This window comes from Micromonospora mirobrigensis (genome assembly GCF_900091555.1).
Taxonomy (GTDB): domain Bacteria; phylum Actinomycetota; class Actinomycetes; order Mycobacteriales; family Micromonosporaceae; genus Micromonospora; species Micromonospora mirobrigensis.
The window spans coordinates 892632-910770 of the sequence record NZ_FMCX01000001.1 but is presented as its reverse complement, the minus strand read 5'-3'; the positions used below and the strand labels follow the sequence as shown (position 1 = coordinate 910770).

General features: G+C 73.0%; 18 protein-coding genes. 6 read left to right on the top strand and 12 right to left on the bottom strand.

The window, feature by feature from the left end; translation table 11 throughout:
* Positions 1–41 precede the first annotated feature (41 nt).
* From GA0070564_RS04340 to GA0070564_RS04300, 9 genes are all read right to left on the bottom strand, one after another.
* Complete coding sequence (locus tag GA0070564_RS04340; RefSeq protein WP_091602744.1) at positions 42–1124, bottom strand: GNAT family N-acetyltransferase; 1083 nt, start codon at positions 1122–1124, stop codon at positions 42–44.
* Positions 1121–2353 (bottom strand): MFS transporter, encoded by a 1233-nt coding sequence (locus tag GA0070564_RS04335; protein WP_091602740.1) that lies wholly within the window; start codon positions 2351–2353, stop codon positions 1121–1123. The genes GA0070564_RS04340 and GA0070564_RS04335 overlap by 4 nt, the downstream gene beginning before the upstream one ends.
* Complete coding sequence (locus GA0070564_RS04330) at positions 2350–2757, bottom strand: thioesterase family protein (protein WP_091602737.1); 408 nt, start codon at positions 2755–2757, stop codon at positions 2350–2352. Before GA0070564_RS04330 ends, GA0070564_RS04335 begins: the two co-directional genes overlap by 4 nt.
* A 3-nt stretch (positions 2758–2760) precedes the next feature.
* Positions 2761–3939 carry an acyl-CoA dehydrogenase family protein gene (locus GA0070564_RS04325; protein WP_091602734.1) on the bottom strand — a complete coding sequence of 393 codons (1179 nt, stop codon included), beginning with the start codon at positions 3937–3939 and terminating at the stop codon, positions 2761–2763.
* A gap of 26 nt (positions 3940–3965) precedes the next feature.
* The gene (locus tag GA0070564_RS04320; protein WP_091602732.1) at positions 3966–4949 is read right to left on the bottom strand and encodes a 3-oxoacyl-ACP synthase III family protein; all 984 of its coding nucleotides are present in this window, start codon (positions 4947–4949) and stop codon (positions 3966–3968) included.
* Between the two features lie 10 nt (positions 4950–4959).
* Positions 4960–6300 carry an aminotransferase gene (locus tag GA0070564_RS04315; RefSeq protein WP_218104871.1) on the bottom strand — a complete coding sequence of 447 codons (1341 nt, stop codon included), beginning with the start codon at positions 6298–6300 and terminating at the stop codon, positions 4960–4962.
* A gap of 38 nt (positions 6301–6338) precedes the next feature.
* Complete coding sequence (locus GA0070564_RS04310; RefSeq protein ID WP_091604545.1) at positions 6339–7076, bottom strand: SDR family NAD(P)-dependent oxidoreductase; 738 nt, start codon at positions 7074–7076, stop codon at positions 6339–6341.
* 12 nt (positions 7077–7088) lie between these two features.
* The gene (locus GA0070564_RS04305) at positions 7089–8093 is read right to left on the bottom strand and encodes a Fe(II)-2OG oxygenase family protein (protein WP_091602729.1); all 1005 of its coding nucleotides are present in this window, start codon (positions 8091–8093) and stop codon (positions 7089–7091) included.
* 62 nt (positions 8094–8155) lie between these two features.
* Positions 8156–9403, bottom strand: a complete 1248-nt coding sequence (locus GA0070564_RS04300) for an ATP-grasp domain-containing protein (protein ID WP_091602726.1) — start codon at positions 9401–9403, stop codon at positions 8156–8158.
* A gap of 268 nt (positions 9404–9671) precedes the next feature.
* On the opposite strand from GA0070564_RS04300, the gene GA0070564_RS29150 reads away from it, so the two are divergent.
* The 4 genes from GA0070564_RS29150 to GA0070564_RS04285 all read left to right on the top strand — a co-directional run bounded on the left by GA0070564_RS29150 (position 9672) and on the right by GA0070564_RS04285 (position 14226).
* Complete coding sequence (locus GA0070564_RS29150) at positions 9672–9839, top strand: hypothetical protein (protein ID WP_176730538.1); 168 nt, start codon at positions 9672–9674, stop codon at positions 9837–9839.
* 160 nt (positions 9840–9999) lie between these two features.
* Positions 10000–11205, top strand: a complete 1206-nt coding sequence (locus GA0070564_RS04295) for a helix-turn-helix domain-containing protein (RefSeq protein WP_176730537.1) — start codon at positions 10000–10002, stop codon at positions 11203–11205.
* Between the two features lie 125 nt (positions 11206–11330).
* Positions 11331–12197, top strand: coding sequence for an AraC family transcriptional regulator (locus GA0070564_RS04290; RefSeq protein ID WP_091602720.1), 867 nt, complete (start codon positions 11331–11333; stop codon positions 12195–12197).
* 250 nt (positions 12198–12447) lie between these two features.
* A complete protein-coding gene (locus tag GA0070564_RS04285) occupies positions 12448–14226 on the top strand; it encodes an adenylyl cyclase (RefSeq protein WP_091602718.1) in 1779 nt (592 codons plus the stop codon).
* 69 nt (positions 14227–14295) lie between these two features.
* Here GA0070564_RS04285 and GA0070564_RS04280 read toward each other — a convergent pair whose 3' ends face one another.
* Together GA0070564_RS04280 and GA0070564_RS30145 are read right to left on the bottom strand one after the other, a co-directional pair.
* On the bottom strand, positions 14296–14892 hold the full coding sequence (locus tag GA0070564_RS04280) for a ClpP family protease (protein ID WP_091604542.1): 597 nt from the start codon (positions 14890–14892) through the stop codon (positions 14296–14298).
* 132 nt (positions 14893–15024) lie between these two features.
* Entirely contained in the window at positions 15025–15630 is a 606-nt protein-coding gene (locus GA0070564_RS30145) for a helix-turn-helix domain-containing protein (RefSeq protein WP_091602715.1), read from the bottom strand.
* 166 nt (positions 15631–15796) lie between these two features.
* Here GA0070564_RS30145 and GA0070564_RS04270 point away from each other — a divergent pair, with 166 nt between their 5' ends.
* Entirely contained in the window at positions 15797–16813 is a 1017-nt protein-coding gene (locus GA0070564_RS04270) for a potassium channel family protein (RefSeq protein ID WP_091602712.1), read from the top strand.
* A gap of 28 nt (positions 16814–16841) precedes the next feature.
* Here the strand turns inward: GA0070564_RS04270 and GA0070564_RS04265 are convergent, their stop codons facing one another.
* Positions 16842–17363, bottom strand: coding sequence for a MarR family winged helix-turn-helix transcriptional regulator (locus GA0070564_RS04265; RefSeq protein ID WP_091602709.1), 522 nt, complete (start codon positions 17361–17363; stop codon positions 16842–16844).
* Positions 17364–17447: 84 nt separating this feature from the next.
* Here GA0070564_RS04265 and GA0070564_RS04260 point away from each other — a divergent pair, with 84 nt between their 5' ends.
* Positions 17448–18095 (top strand): FMN-dependent NADH-azoreductase, encoded by a 648-nt coding sequence (locus GA0070564_RS04260; RefSeq protein ID WP_091602706.1) that lies wholly within the window; start codon positions 17448–17450, stop codon positions 18093–18095.
* Positions 18096–18139 lie beyond the last annotated feature (44 nt).

The window sequence follows — 18139 nt, the reverse complement described above, 5'->3', positions numbered from 1 at the left end:
CCGGGCCCGGGACGTGGAGCTCCCGGGCCACGGCGGCCCGGTCAATGGCGCAGCGCCCGGGCGGCCGCGTCGGTCAGCGGGACGACCCAGGCGTCCCGTGGCCTGGTGACCGCCCGCCGGTGCTGCTTGGTGTCGTCGGCGGAGATGGACAGGTCGATGGTGTCCACCCCCACCTGGTACGCCCAGGCGATCGGCTGGTGGAAGACGGTCCCGAAGTACACCGGCGCGCCGTCGGCGGCCGCCGCGTCGAAGCCGCCCTGCCGGATGTACGCCGACCGGCCGTGCCGGACGATCGAGGCGAAGCCGATCAGCCGGCCGTCGCGGTGTGCCCGGACCAGCAGGGCGTCCTCGCCCAGGTGGCGGAGGTACGCCTCGTGCAGGGCCCGCGCCTCGGTCCGGTGGTAGTGGTGCCCGTACTTCTCGTACTGGTCGAGTTCCAGCGGCAGGATCTCGTCGAGGTCGTCCGGGACGAGCGGGCGCAGCTCGAAGGTGACGCCCGCGTCGGCGAGCTTGCGCCGCTCGGCGGTGACGTTGGTCCGCCGACGGTTCGGCATCGACGCCAGCCAGTCGTCGAAGCCGGTGCCGGGCAGGTGCAGCACGTTGAGGCCGGGCGACGGGAGGCGTACGCCGTCGTGCGCCCGGAACGCTGCGGCCAGGTCCTCGTCGTCGCTGTCGCAGTAGAGGGCGGCGAGGGTGGCCGCGCCGGCCGCTGCGGCGGCCTCGACGGCGGCGCCCACCACCCGGGTGAGCAGCGGCCGGCGGCGCGGCCCGGGGGCGTCGCAGAGGATCTCGCTGTGCCCCGGCCGCCGGCCGCCGAGCAGGTAGGCGGGGAGCACGGCGGGGCCGGTCTCCAGGCCGGCGTGGGCGGCGAGGAAGAGGTCGAGCCGGCTGGCGGCCCACGGGTTGTCGTCGGCGTCGAACCGGTAGGCCGGGGCGTACGCGGTGCCGTCGTCGTCCGCCGCCCAGGCGTGGAAGGCGGCGTTGGGGTGGGCGTCCTGCTCCACCCGCAGCCACCGTTCGTGCAGGTAGAGGTCGGGGCTGGTGCGGGTCAGGGCGTGGGCGGCGGGCGGCACGTCGGCGAGGGAGGCCGTGGTGCCGGTCGGGGCCAGCTGGTCGGTGGTCATCGCGTGGGCACCTTCTCTCGGGGGGTGGCCAGGGACATGGCGGCGCCGGCGACCAGGACGAGGGCGCCGGCGATCGGGAAGACGAGGCGGGACGAGGCGAACCCGGCGACCAGGCCGGCCAGCCCCGACCCCAGCGGCAGGCCACCGAAGGCGAACATCCGGTACGCGGCGGTCACCCGGCCGAGCATCTCGTCCGGCACCGCCCGCTGCCGGTACGACACGGTGACCACGCTGATCAGCACCACCGCGCCGGTGGCGACGACGCCGAGGGCGACCAGCGGGACCCGGTTCGTCACGGCGGGCACGGCGAACCCGGCGGCGAGCAGCACGGCCGCGGCGGTGATGCAGTGGCGTACGGAGAACCGGCGGGCCAGCGTGGGCGACGCCATGCTGGTCAGCAGGCCACCGATGCCGCCCACGGCCAGCAGCAGGCCGTAGCCCCCGGCGGTGAGGCCCAGCCCGCCCGGCTCCAGGGCCAGGATCGGCAGCGCCACGTAGTAGGCGGCGAAGCCGCAGTTCACGGCGCAGCCGCCGAGGGCGTACGACAGCAGCGGCCGGTCCCGCCACAGCGCCGACAGTCCGGTGCGCAGCGCCCGGCCGACGCTCTCCCGGGCCGCGGGTGGTGGCACGTGCGGAATCCGGAGGCCGAGCAGGGCGGCGAAGGCGGCGAGGTAGAGCGCCCCGACCGCGCCGAAGGCGGCCGCCGTGGCCGCGCCCACCAGCACACCGCCCAGCGCCGGGCCGAGGAACCGGTTGGCGACGGTCTCGGTCGCCTGCAACCGGCTGTTGGCCGCCTCCAGCCGCTCGCCGGGCACCACCCGGGGGGTGCTGCTGTGCAGGGCGGTGTCGAAGACGGTCTCGCAGACCCCCAGGGTGAGCGCCACCGCGGCGAGCGCCGCGATGCTGCCCCAGCCGGCGGTGAGCAGCCCGGCCAGGACGGCCAGCACGGCGAAGCGTACGCCGCTGACCAGCAGCAGCAGTCGACGCCGGTCGACCCGGTCGACGAGCACCCCGACGTGCAGGGAGGCGACCAGCCACGGCGCCCGGGCGGCCATCAGAACCAGGGCGACGCTGCCCGCGCCGCCGCCCAGGTGGAGGGCGGCGACGGGCAGCGCGACCTGGTAGACGCCGTCGGCGAGGGTGCCCGCGCCGAAGGCCCCCCACAGCCGGGTGAACGCGCCGTGGGTCGGCGTCGTGGGGCGGGGCAGCGCCAGGGTGGTGCTGCTCATCGCGGCACCGGCCCGGCGAGCGCCTTGCTGTCCAGCCGCTCGACGAAGCGGTCGCGGTCCACCACCGCGCGTACGTGCTCGCCCTTGAAGACCACGTCGCGGTCGTCCTCGGCGGTCACCTCGAAGTGCAGCAGCTTCTTGTCGACCCGGGTGAGCCGGGCGTGCAGGCGTACCGTCCAGCCCTGCGGGGTGGCGGCCAGGTGGGTGGCGGTGTGGCCGTAGCCGACGGTCATCTCCCCGTCGTCCAGGTGGTCCTCGATCACTCGCATGGCGGTGATCTCGGCCAGCCAGAGCAGCACCGGCGTGGCCAGGACGGGCAGGTCGTTACCCCAGTTCGTCGCGCAGTCTGCGGCCTCCACCTGGTGGGTGTGGGTGGCGCTCGCCCCGACGTCGATCGGTCGCATCTTTCATCGCTCCCGGTTGCTCAGCATCTGGTTCAGGATGTTCTTGCGCTGCATCTCGGACGTCCCGCCCGCGATCAGGGTGCCCAGGGCGTCCTGGAGGTCGCGGGTGGTGTCGCCCCGCATGTAGCCGAGGTGCCCGCGCAGCCGCATCAGGTTCTGCGCGGACTCGACGAGCCCCTCCGAGCCGAGCAGTTTCGCCACCGAGCAGCGCAGCGAGGCCTGCGGGTCGCGGCGGACCAGCGCGTCGATGCCGGCGAGCGCCAGGGCCCGGGACACCTCGATCGCGATGCGGATGTCGGTGAGCCGGCCCTGCACGTACTGGTGGTCGATGATCGGGCTGCCGAACGCGTGCCGCTCCTGGGTGTAGCGCACCACCTCGTCGAGGCGGGGCTCCAGGTACGCGGCCGCCACCAGGCCGTACAGGGCGCGGTCGAAGCTGATGATGTCGTACAGGGTGGACAGTCCGTCGCCGGGCCGGCCGAGCACCGCCTCGGCCGGCAGGCGTACGTCGTCGAGGTACAGCGGACCGGTGGGGCTGGTCCGCAGCCCCAGCAGCTGCTCCGGGTCGCCCCGGCGCACGCCCGGACTGTGCAGGTTCACCACGAACAGGGTGATGTCCCGGCGGCCGAGCTCCGGCACCCGGGCCAGGATGAGGGCCCGGTCGGCGACGGGGGCGTTGGTGATGTGGTCCTTCGCCCCGGAGAGCACCCAGCCGTCGTCGTCGGCCCGGGCCCGGGTCTGGATCCGGGCCACGTCCGAGCCGCCCTGGGTCTCGGTGAGCGCCGTCGCGCCGACGGCGCCCTTGAGCAGCGACGGCAGCACGGTGCGGTGGTGCCAGGCGGTGCCGTGCTCGACCAGCGCCCGGACGAAGCCGGCGTGCGCGATCAGCGACAGGGTGAAGCCCAGGTCACCGCCGCCCCGCGCCACGTCGGCCAGCGCCTCGGCCAGGTCGAGCCAGGTGCCGCCGTCGCCGCCGAGCGCGGTCGGCACGCCCAGCCGCCACAGGCCGTGGTCGGCCATGTCACGCCAGGAGACACGGTCGAGGATCTCGGCGTCGTACGCCAGCGCGGCGCGGGGCGACACGCAGCGGGCGGCGAGCCGGTCGAAGTCGGCGGGCGGTCGGCGGTCGGGCGGCTCCGGGCGTACGTCCGAAGTGGTCGGGGGCATCAGGGTGAGGGTCATCGGGGCTCCGCTCGGTCGTGGAGGGGTCAGTACCAGCGCAGGACGACGGTTCCTGCGGTCATGCCGCCGCCGACGGCGGCGAGGACGACGATGTCGCCGCGGCGCAGCCGGCCGGCCGCCACCGCCTCGTCGAGGGTGATCGGCACCGAGGCGGCCGCGGTGTTGCCGTACCGTTCGACGGTCGTCGGCACCTTCTCCCGCGGCATGCCGAGGCCGTGGGCGACCGCGTCGATCAGCCGCAGGTTCGCCTGGTGGGTGATGAGCAGGTCGACGTCGGCCACGCCGAGCCCGGTCGCCGCCAGCGCCTGCTTGATGGAGACCGGCAGCGCGGTGGTGGCGAAGTCCCAGACCCGGGGCCCGTCCATCCGGAAGTGGTGCCGGCGGGCGGCGAGGGTGTCGGCGCTGGTCGGTTCGGCGGTGCCGCCGGCGGGGATGCCCACCACGTCGCGCTGGGTGCCGTCGGTGGTCAGGTGCGAGCCGAGGATGCCGTACCCGTCGGGCACGTGGCCGAGGACCACGGCGCCGGCGCCGTCGCCGAAGAAGACGCAGGAGGTACGGTCCTGGTAGTCGAGGATCTTGCTGTATACCTCGCACCCGGTGACGAGCATCCGCCGGTACTGCCCGGAGGCGCACATCAGGCCCTGGGCGACCGCCACCCCGTAGACGAACCCGGCGCAGACCGCCGAGACGTCGAACGCCGGCCCGGTCATCAGCCCGAGTTCGGCCTGCACCCGGCAGGCGGTGGCCGGTTGCACCTGGTCGGGGGAGGAGCTGGCGACCACCAGGCCGTCGATCTGTTCGGTGCTCAGGCCGGCCGCCGAGACGGCGCGCCGGGAGGCCAGGATGCCGAGGTCGGAACTGCGGGTGTCCGCACCGGCCCGGCGGCGCTGCCGGATGCCGGTGTGCGAGACGATCCACTCGTCGCTGGTGTCGACGACGCGCGCCAGGTCGTCGTTGGTGACGACCTGCTCCGGCAGGTACGAGCCGGTGCCGAGGATGCCGATGGCCATCGTCCGCCCCCTACTCCGCCGCACCGGGCCGGCCGCGGCGGAACCGGTCGTACGCGGTGGCGAGCCGGTCGACCATGCGTTCCAGCTCGTCGTCGGAGCTGACCAGCGGCGGGGCGAGGACCAGCGTGTCGCCCATGGCCCGCAGCAGCAGCCCCTCGGCGGCGGCCGCCTCCAGCACCGCCGGCCCGACCTGTCCGGTGCCGACGCCGAACCGGGCCGGATCGACCTCGACGGCGCCGAGCAGCCCGTACGAGCGGACGTCGCGGATGCCGTCGGCGCCCCGGAACTTGTCCAGCGCGTTGGCCAGCACCGTGCCGGCGGCGCGTACCCGGCCGGGGATGTCGCGTTCGCGCAGGATGGCGATGGTCTCCCTGGCGACGGCCGCGGCGACCGGGTGGCCCGAGTAGGTGAAGCCGTGCCCGAAGGTGCGGAACTCCCGCGACCCCTCGGCGAGCGCGGCGCAGACCCGCTCGCCGACCAGCACCGCCGAGATCGGCAGGTACGCCGAGGAGAGCCCCTTGGCCACGGTGACCAGGTCCGGCCGGAGGCCGAACTCGGTGGTGCCGAACATCGAGCCGGTACGGCCGAAGCCGGTGATCACCTCGTCGGCGATGAAGAGGATGTCGTGCCGGGCCAGGACCTCCTGGACCCGCTGGTAGTAGCCCTCCGGCGGGATGATCAGGCCGCCCGCGCCGAGGATCGGCTCGCCGATGAACGCGGCGATGGTCTCCGGGCCCTCCTCGGCGATCAGCTCCTCCAACTCCTGGACCAGCCAGTCGACGAAGCGTTCCGGCCCGAGGTCCCGGGCGACCGGCGAGAGCGGGTCGGGGCAGTGCACCCGGACGAAGCCGGGCAGCGGGGCGCCGAAGCCGGCGTGGATGTGGCTGAGCCCGGTGGCGGAGGCGGCGGCCGTGGTGGTGCCGTGGTAGCCGCACCGGTGGGACAGGATCTTGCGGCGCTGCCGCCGGCCCAGCGCCTGGTGGTAGTACCAGGCGAACTTCATGGCGCTGTCGTTGGCCTCGGACCCGGAGTTGGCGAAGAAGGTGCGCCCCATCGGGATCGGGGCGATCTCGGCGATGTCCTCGGCGAGGGCGAGCGCGACGTCGTTGGTGCGGTGGTTGAACGAGCCGTAGAACGGCAGCCGTTCCAGCTGCCGGGTGGCGGCCTCGACGAGCCGGGGTTCGCTGTAGCCCAGCGTCACGCACCACAGGCCGGCGACGCCGTCGAGGTATTCCCGCCCGTCGGCGTCCCAGACGGTGACGCCCTGGCCGCGGGTGATGACGTGGGGGGTGGAGGACAGGTGTACGGGGGTGTGCGGTTCCAGCATGGTGGCACCGGAGGATTCGCTCATGACACTCCTGTCGGGGAGGGGGGAGTCGGCGGGCGCGCTCAGCGCCCTCCGCCGACTTCCAGCACGGAGCCGGTGACGTACGAAGAGGCGTCGGAGAGGAGGAACCAGACCGCCTCGGCCACCTCGTCGGGTGTGCCGATCCGGCCCAGCGGGACGGTGGGGCGCAGCAGGTCCGGCCGCTGCGGGACGCCGTTGTCCCGGTGCAGGTCGGTGTCGATCAGGCCGGGGGCGACCGCGTTGATCCGGATGCCCTCGTCGGCGAGTTCGCGGGCCGCGCCCCAGGTGTGCGTGTTGACGGCCGCCTTGAGGGCGGCGTAGTGCACCCATTCCCCGGTCCCGCCGGTGCGGGCGCCGGTGGAGGAGATGTTGACGATGCGGCCGCCGACGCCGCCGCGGCTGACCGCCATCCGGCGGGCCGCCTCCCGGGTGCAGAGCAGCACGCTGCGCAGCACGGTGCGGTACGCCAGGTCGGCCTGGTCCATCGTCAGGTCCATCACGGAGGCCAGGCCACCGGTGCTGGAGGCGTTGTTGACGAGCGCCGTCAGTGGCCCGAGCCGGTCGACGGCCGTGTCGAAGAGCCGGCGTACGTCCTCCTCGACGGAGACGTCGCCGCGGACCGCGACGGCGTCGCCCCCCTTGTCGCGGATCTCGGCCACCAGCGCCTCGGCGGCGCTGCGGCTACGGAGATAGTTGACGCAGACGGGCGTTCCCTCGCTCGCGGCCCGTCGGGCCACGGCGGCGCCGATCCCACGTCCAGCACCGGTGACGATGAGCATGACCGGCCCCACTCACCCGTTCACGACGCCGTACCGGTCCTCCAGGAAGAACTCCTCGAAGGCCTGCAGGCTGTAGACGTTGTGGGTCTTGAGCAGCCACCGGTGCCGCAGCGAGTCGACGTCGCGGATCTCGCGTACCTCGCGGCCGTGGATGACGTGGTGGTTGGAGAAGGTGACCGAGTCGCCCGGGCGGGACACCCGCAGCTTCTTGCGCCGGTGCAGCGCGGCGATGAACGCGTCCAGCGCCGCCTGGGCCTCCTCGTCCAGCCCCTCGGTACGACCCTCGAAGACCTTGGCGCCCTGTCCCTCGATCAGCACCGCGTGGTCCTTGGCCCGGCCCAGCCGGACGTTGGCGCTGTGCCGGGTGACGTCGTCGAAGGGGGTGTAGAAGCGCGGCGAGGAGAGGATCTCGACCTGCCGGTCGGTCAGCTCCTCCACGGCGTGCTTGGTGACGGTGAAGGTGGAGTAGACCTCGTTCTCCGGGGTGTCCCGCAGGGTCAGCGTGTTGACGAAGTCGGGGCAGACGAAGTGGTTGGTGAAGTCGCGGTGGAACCGCAGCGTGCCGAGCGTCTTCTGCGACTGGGTGTCGTACATGGACTGCTTGGGGTAGATGTCGTGGAACAGGTCGCCGTCGTTGACGCTGAGGTGCCCGATGATCTCGGTTCGGGTGAGCACGGCGTACAGGCCCAGGAAGCCCTCCGCCACGAAGGTCTTCTTCCGGCTGCGCTTCTCGGCGACCGGGTCGTCGGAGGTGAAGACCGGCAGGTCCCGGTCGATCGGCGCGTTGCCGATCACCACGAACGGCTCGGTGGAGAAGTCGCGCAGCATGGACAGCTCGCAGAAGTCGACGAACCGGGCGGGCAGCCGGGTGTCGTCCTTGAGGCGGGCCAGCTCGTCGAGGTAGTTGGTGATGTCGCCGTACGGGCTGGCGGTGACGTCGCGCAGGGCGTCGTGCAGGCCGGCCGACTCGGCCGGGGTGAAGACGAAGTCGTAGTCGATGAACTCGGGCTCGGGCATGGTGGTCTCCCAGGGTGGCGCCGGCCTCTGGCGGCCGGACTCGGGTGGAGGGGTCGGGGCGGTCACGCCGCCGTGGTGCGCAGGGGCTGGTGCTTGTCCAGGCGATACAGGTCCTTTCGCAGTTCCTCGATGTCGTCGTTCCAGAGCAGGACGGAGGCGGCGAAGTCGCGGATGTCGGTGGCGGCGGCGGTGACCTCGCCGACCTCGGCGTTCCACGTCCAGCGGTGGTCTGAGCTCAGGTCGAGGGCGGTCCGGTCGACCACCCGTCCACCGGGCTTGGGGAAGTACACGTAGGCGGCGTAGGGGCCGCGCCGGGTCGGCACGGCGACCTGCTCGCCGCGTTGCAGGCGGAACAGCGCCTCCTCGACGTTGACGCCGTAGCGGATCTGGCTGGTGAAGGGGATGAGGGCCGCGGGGGCCCGGGCGGCGATCTCCAGGAAGACCAGCTCGCCGTCGGGGAGCCGGAACACCTCGTGGTGGAACACGCCCCGGGCGGGCTTGTCGGGCAGCGCGTCGAGGACCCGACGGTTGAACGCGAGCAGCGGCTCGTACGCCGGGTCTTCCTCGGGGAGGGTGAAGCTGCAGCTCAGCTTCCCGGCGATGTAGTCGTAGCAGGGGTAGAGGTTCTCGTTGACGCCGACGTGCAGGATGCGTCCGTCCTCGACCAGGGTGTCGAGGTGGTAGAGGGTGCCGGTGACGAACTCGTCGATCTCCCAGCCGCCGGGCGTGTCGTCCCCGAGTCGTTGCGCGGCCCATTCGGCGAGGTCGGCCCGGGTGTCGATGCGGCGGGTGCCGACGCTGCCGGACTCGTTGGTGGGCTTGACGAAGGCGGGCAGTCCCACCCGGTCGACGATCCCGTCGAGGTACGCCTCGGGGTCGGTCCGGCAGGCCTCGGCGTCCCACGCCACGTGCCGGGGCAGGCGTACGCCGGCGTCGCGGAGCGCCGCCTTCATGGCGAGCTTGTCGACGAAGGGGCGGACGTTGTGCGGCAGGTCGCCGGGGATGCCGAGGTCGGCCCGGACCTGCGCGACGGTGCCGAGCGAGTACTCGTCGTGGCAGAGCAGGCGGATGTCGTCCCGCTCGGCGGGGTCCAGTCCGGCGCGGATGGTGGTGACCGCCTCGGTCAGGCCGGCGGTGTCGAAGCGCTCCGGCACGACGATGTGGGCGAAGACGTCCTGCCGGTTGCGGCGGCGCAGCCGGTCGAGGTTGGCCGGGCTGGTGATCAGCGCGAGGCGGCGGTCCGGGCGGGCCAGCAGCGCCGGATCGATGCGGAAGGACGCCACGTCCTGGACGACGATGTCTGTTCGCACGGGAACCCCTCATCCGTGACGATCGCGTGCCGGAACACGCGAGTGCCGGTGACCGCATCGATCGGCGGTCGTCTCTTCGGCTAGGACGCTAGGCCCGCTCCCCGCTCTTGTCAACGTTTGGCAAATCGATCGGCAACGCGAGTCAAGATTTATTCCGTTCCGGCTTGCCGACCACGGAGGGCGGCCTTACGGTGGCGCTTGGCAACCCCGGTCAGGTCGGCATCCCGCGCCGGCCTGGTGTCCCGCCGACCCACATTGCGAGGAACCCATGGCACCGAAGCTGTCGATCGCCCTCCTGGTCAGCCTCCTTCTGCTGCTGGGAGTCGCGGGCCACGCCGCCGCTCCCACGACGCGGCCGCCGGCCGCCTCGTCCGTCGGCCCGCTGGAGCCCGAGTCGGGCGGCGACGTGGTCGACAACGACATCGACTGGCCTTGATCGACTCCGGGGCCGGCCGCGCCCACCCGGTGCGGTATGGTGCGGCCGGCCCCGCGTTCGAGCCGTCCTGACTGGCGACCTTTGACAAGGTCTTACCAAGTCGGCAACACTTCTTGCGAGAAGCGGCGGGGGGAGACGCCGGGCAGAAGCGGGTGACATGGTGAGCGAGCCACTAGAGCAACCGGAGTTCGGTCAGCGGCTGCGGGCGTTGCGCCGGGAACGCGGCATGTCCCAGGCCGACGTGGTCGGTCCGGGGATGTCTGCGGCCTACCTCTCCCGCCTGGAGTCCGGCGCCCGGCCACCGACCGCCCGGGCCGTGCAGTACCTCGCCGAGAAGCTGGAGCTCCCGCCGTCGGCGTTCAGCGCCGAGCAGCCCGAGGACCTGAGCACGGTGCTGGCGACCATCACCTCCAGCGAGGACGGTGACACCGTCGAGCCGATCATGTCGGCGGTACGCACCGACGGCCAGGCCGGCGCCGCCACCCGCTGGCAGGCCCTGTGGATCCTGGCCCGCCTCCAGATCAAGCAGGGACGGCACGGCGAGGCCCTGAAGACCCTGGACGCCCTGGCCGAACTGAGCACCGAGGTGGCCTCACCCGAGCTGGAGATCCGGGCGCGCAACCAGCTGGCCCGCTGCCAACGCTCCCTCGGCGACGTCACCGCCGCCCGGGCCAGCGCACTCCTGGCGCACGCCCTGGTCACCGCGCACGAGGTCCCCGCCTCCGACGTGGCCCGTACGCTGATGACGTTGGTGTCGATCGAGGCCGAGGCCGGCCACTCGGCCGAGGCGCACGTGCACATCACCATGCTGGACGCGATCATCCCGGACCTCCCCGTCGTGCTGCGGGTGGAGGCGTTGTGGACCACCGCCACGGTGCTCACCCGGGAGGGCGACCACAAGGGCTCGGCGGAGCTGCTGGAGCGGGCCCTGGACGAGCTCGACAGCCGCGACGACCTCACCCTGTGGCTGCGGTTGCGCCTGGCGGCGGCCTCTCTCTACCTCCAGATGCGCCAGCCCGCCACCGAGGAGGCGCAGCGTCGGCTGACCCAGGCGGAGAGCGCGCTCGACCTCGTCGGCACCCCCCGCCTCGCCGAGGAGTTCGCCTTCCTGCACGCCCTGCTCGCCTTCCACCAGGGCGACCTGGACCTGGCCGGGGAGCGCAGCGACGAGCTGGCCGGTCGGACCCGCTACCTGTCCTTCCGGGACCGGATCCGACTCGACCTGCTGCGCAACCAGGTGCGGCTGATCCGGGACGACCGGGTGGCGGCGATCGCCGAACTGCGCGGTCTGGCCCTCCAGGCCCAGGACGCCGGCTACAGCGACCTGGCCGCCGACATCTGGCGTACGCTCGCCGACCTGCTCTGATCTCCCACCCGGCGGCCCGCGGCGGCCCGGCCCGGGCCGGCACCCGACCGGACCGGGCACCGGATGTCGGGTGCCGCCGGGGGCCGCAACCTAGCGTCGACGGCGAGGAAGGAAAGGGGGAGCGAATGCTGGAGCGGCTCAACGAGGCGATGGACCACCTCGAACGCCACCTCGACCAGCGGGTCGAGGTGGCCGACCTGGCCCGGATCGCCACGACGTCGGAGTACCACTTCCGGCGGATGTTCTCGGCGCTGGCCGGCATCCCGCTGTCGGAGTACGTCCGGCGTCGCCGGCTCACCGTCGCCGCCGCCGAGGTGCTCGCCGGGGAGGCCACCCTGCTCGACATCGCGGTGCGCCATGGGTACGGCTCGGCGGAGGCGTTCGGCCGGGCGTTCCGGTCCGTGCACGGCGTCGGACCCGGCGAGGCCCGGCGCACCGGCGCCGCCCTGCGCTCGCAACCCCGGATGTCCTTCCGACTCGTCGTCGAAGGGAGCACCACCATGCGGTACCGCGTCACCGACAAGCCCGACTTCCACCTGGTCGGCCGCAAGGCCCGGGTGCCGCTCGTGCACGAGGGGATGAACCCCGCAATCGTGGCGTTCGTCCGGAGCATCGACCCGGAGACGGTACGCCGGATCGAGGCGCTCTCCGACCAGGAGCCGGCCGGGATCGTCAACGTCAGCGACCGGCTCGACGAGTCCCGGGCGGAGGGCACCGAGCTGGACTACTGGCACGGCGTGGTCACCTCGGCCGAGCCGCCGGCCGACCTGGACGCGATGCCGGTGGCGGCCGGCAGCTGGGCGGTCTTCGAGAGCTCGGGGGAGTTCCCGCAGGCCCTCCAGTACCTGTGGCGGGACGTCTTCACCGAGTGGTTCCCGGCGAACCCGTACCGCAGCCGGCCGGGGCCGGAGCTGCTGCGGGCCCGGGTGTCGCCGGACGGCGCCCGGGCCGACGCCGAGCTGTGGATCCCGGTGGAACGGATCCCCGCCTGATCCCGGCACCGAGGCGTCAAGAAGGGGCCCCTGCTGTACCGGAATGCGTCAGCAAGGGGCCCCTCCTTGCGCCACAGGGGGCGGCGCGGATCGCTGCGGCCGGCGCGGTGGGCGCCCCGCTGAGGCGAAGTTCCGGAACCGGGGGAGTCTGGCGCGGCCCGCCGAGATGGGGTAGGAACAGGGACGACCCGCCATGAGAGCGCTCTCTCACTCTCCCGGCGACCCGCACCCCCACCGAACAGGCAGGCCGATGAGACCACTCGACCCCTCCCGTCGCCGCTTCCTCGCCCTCACCGCCTCCGCCGCGTCGTTGACCGCCCTCGGGCTGCCCACCACCTCGGCCGCCGCGGCCCCGGCCACCGCCGCCACCGAGGGCGACCCGGACCTCGGCCCGAACGTCTTCGTGTACGACCCGACCACCCCGACCGTCGAGATCCAGGCCACCCTGGACCGGCTCTTCACCGCCCAGTACCGCAACGAGATGGGCAGCGAGCGGTACGCCGTGCTGTTCAAGCCCGGCCGGTACGAGGTGGACGCCAACCTCGGCTACTACACCACCGTCGCCGGCCTGGGCCGCCACCCCGACGACGTCGACATCCACGGCGCGGTACGCGTCATCGGCCAGCCCGACCCGAACGGGCCGAGCGGCATCTCCGCGCTGACCAACTTCTGGCGCTCCGCGGAGAACCTCGCCGTCACCCCCACCGACTGGTCGAACCAGTGGGCCGTCTCCCAGGCGTCGCCGATGCGCCGCGTGCACATCAAGGGCATCCTCTGGCTGGAGCCGGGTGGCGGCGCCTACTCCAGCGGCGGCTTCCTGGCCGACTCCAAGGTGGACGGCATCACCATCAACGGCTCGCAGCAGCAGTGGCTGACCCGGGACAGCGAGCTCGGCGGCGAGTGGACCAACGGGGTGTGGAACCAGGTCTTCTCCGGTGTGCTCGGCGCCCCGGCGCAGGCCTACCCGACCCCGCCGTACACCACCCTGCCGACCAGCCCGGTCACCCGGGAGAAGCCGTACCTCTTCGTCGACGAGTCCGGTCGCTGGCGGGTGGCCGTGCCCGGCCTGCGGCAGGACACCGCCGGCACCAGCTGGCACCTGAGCACCCCGTCGCTGCCGCTGAGCGACTTCTACATCGCCCGGCCCACCGACAGCGCCAAGCGGATCAACCAGGAGCTCTCCCGGCCCGGCCGGCACCTGCTGCTCACCCCCGGCGTCTACCGCCTGGACCGGGCGCTGCGGGTCAAGCACCCGGACACGATCGTGCTCGGCTTGGGCATGCCCAGCCTCGCCCCCACCACCGGCGACGCCGCGCTGCGGATCGCCGGCGTTCCCGGCGTCCGGATCGCCGGGGTGCTGGTCGACGCCGGGCCGGTCGAGTCCGAGGTGCTGGTCGAGGTCGGCGCGGCGCACGGCCGCCCGGCGGACCCCGCCAACCCCACCTCGCTGCACGACGTCTTCTTCCGGATCGGCGGCCCGGGGGTCGGCCGGGCCCGGACCAGCCTGGTGATCAACGCCGACCACACGATCGTCGACAACATCTGGGCCTGGCGCGGCGACCACGGCAACGGCATCGGCTGGAACAGCAACACCGCCGACACCGGCGTGGTCGTCAACGGCGACGACGTGACCGCGTACGGGCTCTTCGTCGAGCACTACCAGCGGTACCAGACGGTCTGGAACGGCGAGCGCGGCCGGACGATCTTCTACCAGAGCGAGCTGCCCTACGACCCGCCGAGCCAGGCGGCCTGGTCCAGCCCGACCGGGCGGGGCTGGGCGTCGTACAAGGTGGCTGACGGTGTCCGCGAGCACGAGGCGTGGGGGCTGGGCGTCTACTCGTACTTCAACCAGGGCGTCGACATCCGCTGCGAGCGGGGGATCGAGGTGCCCCGCCGGTCCGGGGTGCGGCTGCACGACATGGTGACCGTCTTCCTCGACGGCAGCGGCGGCATCGAGCACACCGTCAACGAGGCCGGCACCCCGGTCGTCGGCTCGTACGGCACCAGCCCGGTGGTCAGCTACCTCTGACGGGGGTGCGGTGTTAAGAAGGGGCCCCTGCTCTACCGAATGCGTTAAGAAGGGGCCCCTCCTTGCGCCTCAGCCGGCGAGCTGGTCGACGCGGCTGACCACCTGGTCGATCAGGCCGTACTCGCGGGCCTGCTCGGCGGTGAACCAGCGGTCCCGGTCCCAGTCACGCTTGATCTCCTCGACCGTGCGGCCGCTGTGCCGGGCGATCAGCTCCTGCATGGTCCGCTTGACGTGGAGCATGTTCTCGGCCTGGATGTTGATGTCGGCGACCGTGCCGCCGAAGCCGCCGGACGGCTGGTGCATCAGGATCCGCGAGTGCGGGAGGGCGTAGCGCTTGCCCGCCGTGCCGGCGCAGAGCAGGAACTGCCCCATCGAGCCGGCGAGCCCGAGGGCCAGGGTGGCCACGTCGTTCTTCACGTACCGCATGGTGTCGTAGACGGCCATCCCCGCCGTGACCGAGCCGCCCGGCGAGTTGATGTAGAGGGTGATGTCCCGGTCGCTGTCCTCCGCCGCCAGCAGCAGGATCTGGGCGCAGATCTGGTTCGCCGAGTCGTCGGTGACCTCGGTGCCGAGGAAGACGATCCGCTCCCGCAGCAGGCGCTGGAAGACCTGGTCACCGAAGGTCGGCTGGTTGTCGTCCAACATCCGTACCCCGTCGAAGATCATCGCGACCACCTCCCGCGCCGGCGGGCGATCGACTACGCCCGGGGACCGGCGCCTCCAGCCTGCGTCCGCCGGTGGCCGCGGGACCAGGATTTCTGCCCCCGGCAGATCCGCCGTGGGCAGAACCGCGCCGGCCTAGGCGGCGGTCAGCCGCCGCCGGCGGGCCCGGGCCCGCCGCCGCGCCAGCATCGCCGAGGTACGCGGACCGGTGCCCCCGCCCGGGGCGGAGGCGGTCAGCCAGACCCGCAGGGCGGCCCCGCCCACCGGCGAGCCGAGCCGCACGGCCGACCCGTGGTCGAGCGCCCCGAGCCGGACCGGCGAACCCGTGCCGAGCGGCGCCCCGAGCGGGGCCGGCGGGGGCGCGACGAGGTGCCCGGCGGGGTGGAAGCCGATCCGCACCGGTTGCCCGGCGGCATCCTGGCCGGCGACGGGTAGCCGCCCGGCGGGCACCGCCCGCGACCCGACCGGCACGGCCAGCCCGGCCCGGGGCGCGGCCGGGATCCGCGGCTCGACCCGCCGCAGGTCGTTGCGGGCCTCCTCGAGCAGGTCGGAGAGGCTGATCCCGAGCGCCCGGCAGATCGCCGCGAGCACCTCGGAGGAGGCCTCCTTGCGCCCGCGCTCGACCTCGGAGAGGTAGGGCAGGGACACCCCGGCGACCTCGGCCACCTCGCGCAGCGTGCGGTGCTGGCGCAGTCGGATCCGACGCAGCACCCCGCCGATCACCCGTCGCAGCAACGACATGGCCGCCCTCACCTCCGCGCCTCGGCGTACCGGACCACCCCATCATGCCCGGACCGGACGTGCCCTGTCGGCCCTGCGGATGCCGCCGGGCCACCCCGACGTGCGAAGTCGGGCGTACCCGCTATGTTGTGGTCGTGCAGGCGACGGCGGGGGAGAAGGTTCGACGGTGATCCATTTTCCCGCGCAGCGGCGAGGGCCGTTGAGCGCGCTCAGCCTGCGGCTGGCCGCCGCCCTCGGGCTGGTGCTGCTCACCGTGGCGGTGGTCTACCTCGACCGGGACGGCTACCGCGACGTCGACGAGAACGGCCTCACCCTGCTCGACTGCGCCTACTACGCCGTGGTCACCCTCTCCACCACCGGGTACGGCGACATCACCCCGTTCGCCCAGTCGGCCCGGCTGGTGAACGTCCTGTTCATCACCCCCGCCCGGGTGCTCTTCCTGATCATCCTGGTCGGCACCACCCTGGAAGTCCTGACCGAGCAGTACCGGACCGGCCGTCGCCTGTCGCGGTGGAGGAGAACCGTGAAGGACCACGTCATCATCTGCGGCTACGGCACCAAGGGCCGCAGCGCGGTCTCCGCCCTGCTGGAGAACGGCCTGGACAAGGCCCGGATCGTGGTGGTGGAGCGCAGCGGCGCGGCCCTGCGCCAGGCCACCTCGGCCGGGTTGGTGGCGATCGAGGGCTCGGCGACCCGGTCCGCGGTGTTGGAGCAGGCGCACGTCCGGACGGCCAAGTCGGTGATCATCGCGACCGACAGCGACGACGCCTCGGTGCTGGTGGCGCTGACCGTCCGGCAGCTCACCGCCGGCCAGGTACGCATCATCGCGGCCGTCCGCGAGGCGGAGAACGCCCCGCTGCTGCGGCAGAGCGGCGCCCACCACGTGATCGTCTCCTCGGCCACCGCCGGGCGGCTGCTCGGCCTCTCCACCTCGGCGCCGCCCCTGATCGACGTGGTGGAGGACCTGCTCACCCCGGGCCAGGGCATGGCGCTGGCCATGCGCTCCGCCGAGCGGCACGAGGTGGGCAAGTCCCCCCGGGAGCTGGAGTCCCTGGTCATCGCCCTGGTCCGGCGCGGCAAGGTGGTCACCCTGTCGGACCGGGCCGGTGCGACGGTGGAGACCGGCGACATGCTGGTGCACGTCCGCGACGACCGCCCCAGCACGCCCGCTCCGACCCCCTAGACCGACCCGCGCCGACGGCGTCCCGGGATCAGCAGTTGCCGGCGGAGTCCACCTCGTCGGTCGCCGCCTCCCCGCAGGCGTCGGCCCCGTCGGCCACCGCCTGCGCGCAGCTGCCGGCCGCGCCGGCCGAGGCCCGCCGCAGCAGCGTGTAGAGGGTCTCCCGTTCCCCGGCTTCCAGCGCGCCGAGCACGTCGTCCTCCGCGACGGCCAGGGCGCACTCGGCCTCGTTGAGCCGGGTCGCGCCGTGCTCGGTCAGCTCGACGACGTGCCGGCGACGGTCCTCGGCGGAGCGCCGCCGCTCGACCAGACCAGCCGCCTCCAGGTCGTTGAGCAGCCCGACGACGTTCGTCCCGTCCAGTTGCAGAGTGCCGGCCAGGTCCCGCTGGCTGATACCGCCCGCGTCCCGCAGCACGGTGAGCGCCACCAGGTGCCGGGGGCGTAGGCCGAGCGGCGTGAGCACCGATTCCGACCGGATCCGCATCCGGCGGGCCAGGTGGTCCAGCAGCGGCCCGGAGCGGTGTTCCGGCTGGTCGACCGGCGCGGCAGGCATGTGACCCAGTTTACCCGCCGTAGGGACTATTGCCCTGCTATAAATGGTTGGTGCTTCACAAACCATCTACGGAGGGCTAGGTAAATGGCACACCTGTTGCACATCGACTCCAGCATCCAGGGCGACCGGTCGCTCAGCCGGCGACTCACCGCCCGCACCGCGGCCGCGTGGCGTGCGGCCCACCCCGACGGATCGGTGACCTACCGCGACCTGGGCTCCGAGCCGGTGCCGCACCTGGACGCCGCCGCCGGCCTGGCCCGGATGGTGCCCGTCGAGCAGCACACCCCCGCGCAACGGGAGTCCTGGGCGCTGAGCGAGCGGCTGGTGAACGAGATCAAGCAGGCCGATGTGGTGCTGCTCGGGCTGCCGCTGTACAACTACGGCGCGCCCAGCTCGGTAAAGGCGTGGGTCGACCACCTGATCCTGCCCGGGCAGGCCTACCACCCGGAGACCATGGCCGGGTTGCTCGGCGACCGCGAGTTCATCGTGCTGGCCACCCGGGGCGGCGGCTACGGCGCGGGAACGCCGCGCGACGGGTGGGACCACGCCGAACTCTGGCTCCCCCACGGCCTGTCGATGACCGGCCTGCGGCCCCGCTTCATCACCGCCGAGCTGACCCTGGCTCCGGTGAACCCGGCGATGGCCGAGCTGGTGCCGCTGCACGAGCAGAGCCTCGCGGCGGCCGAGAAGGAGATCGACAACCTCTGGACCCCGGTCGACGCCCGGCGCTGACAGTCGGACGAACGAAGGCGGCCGTCCCCGGTTCTCCGGTGGAC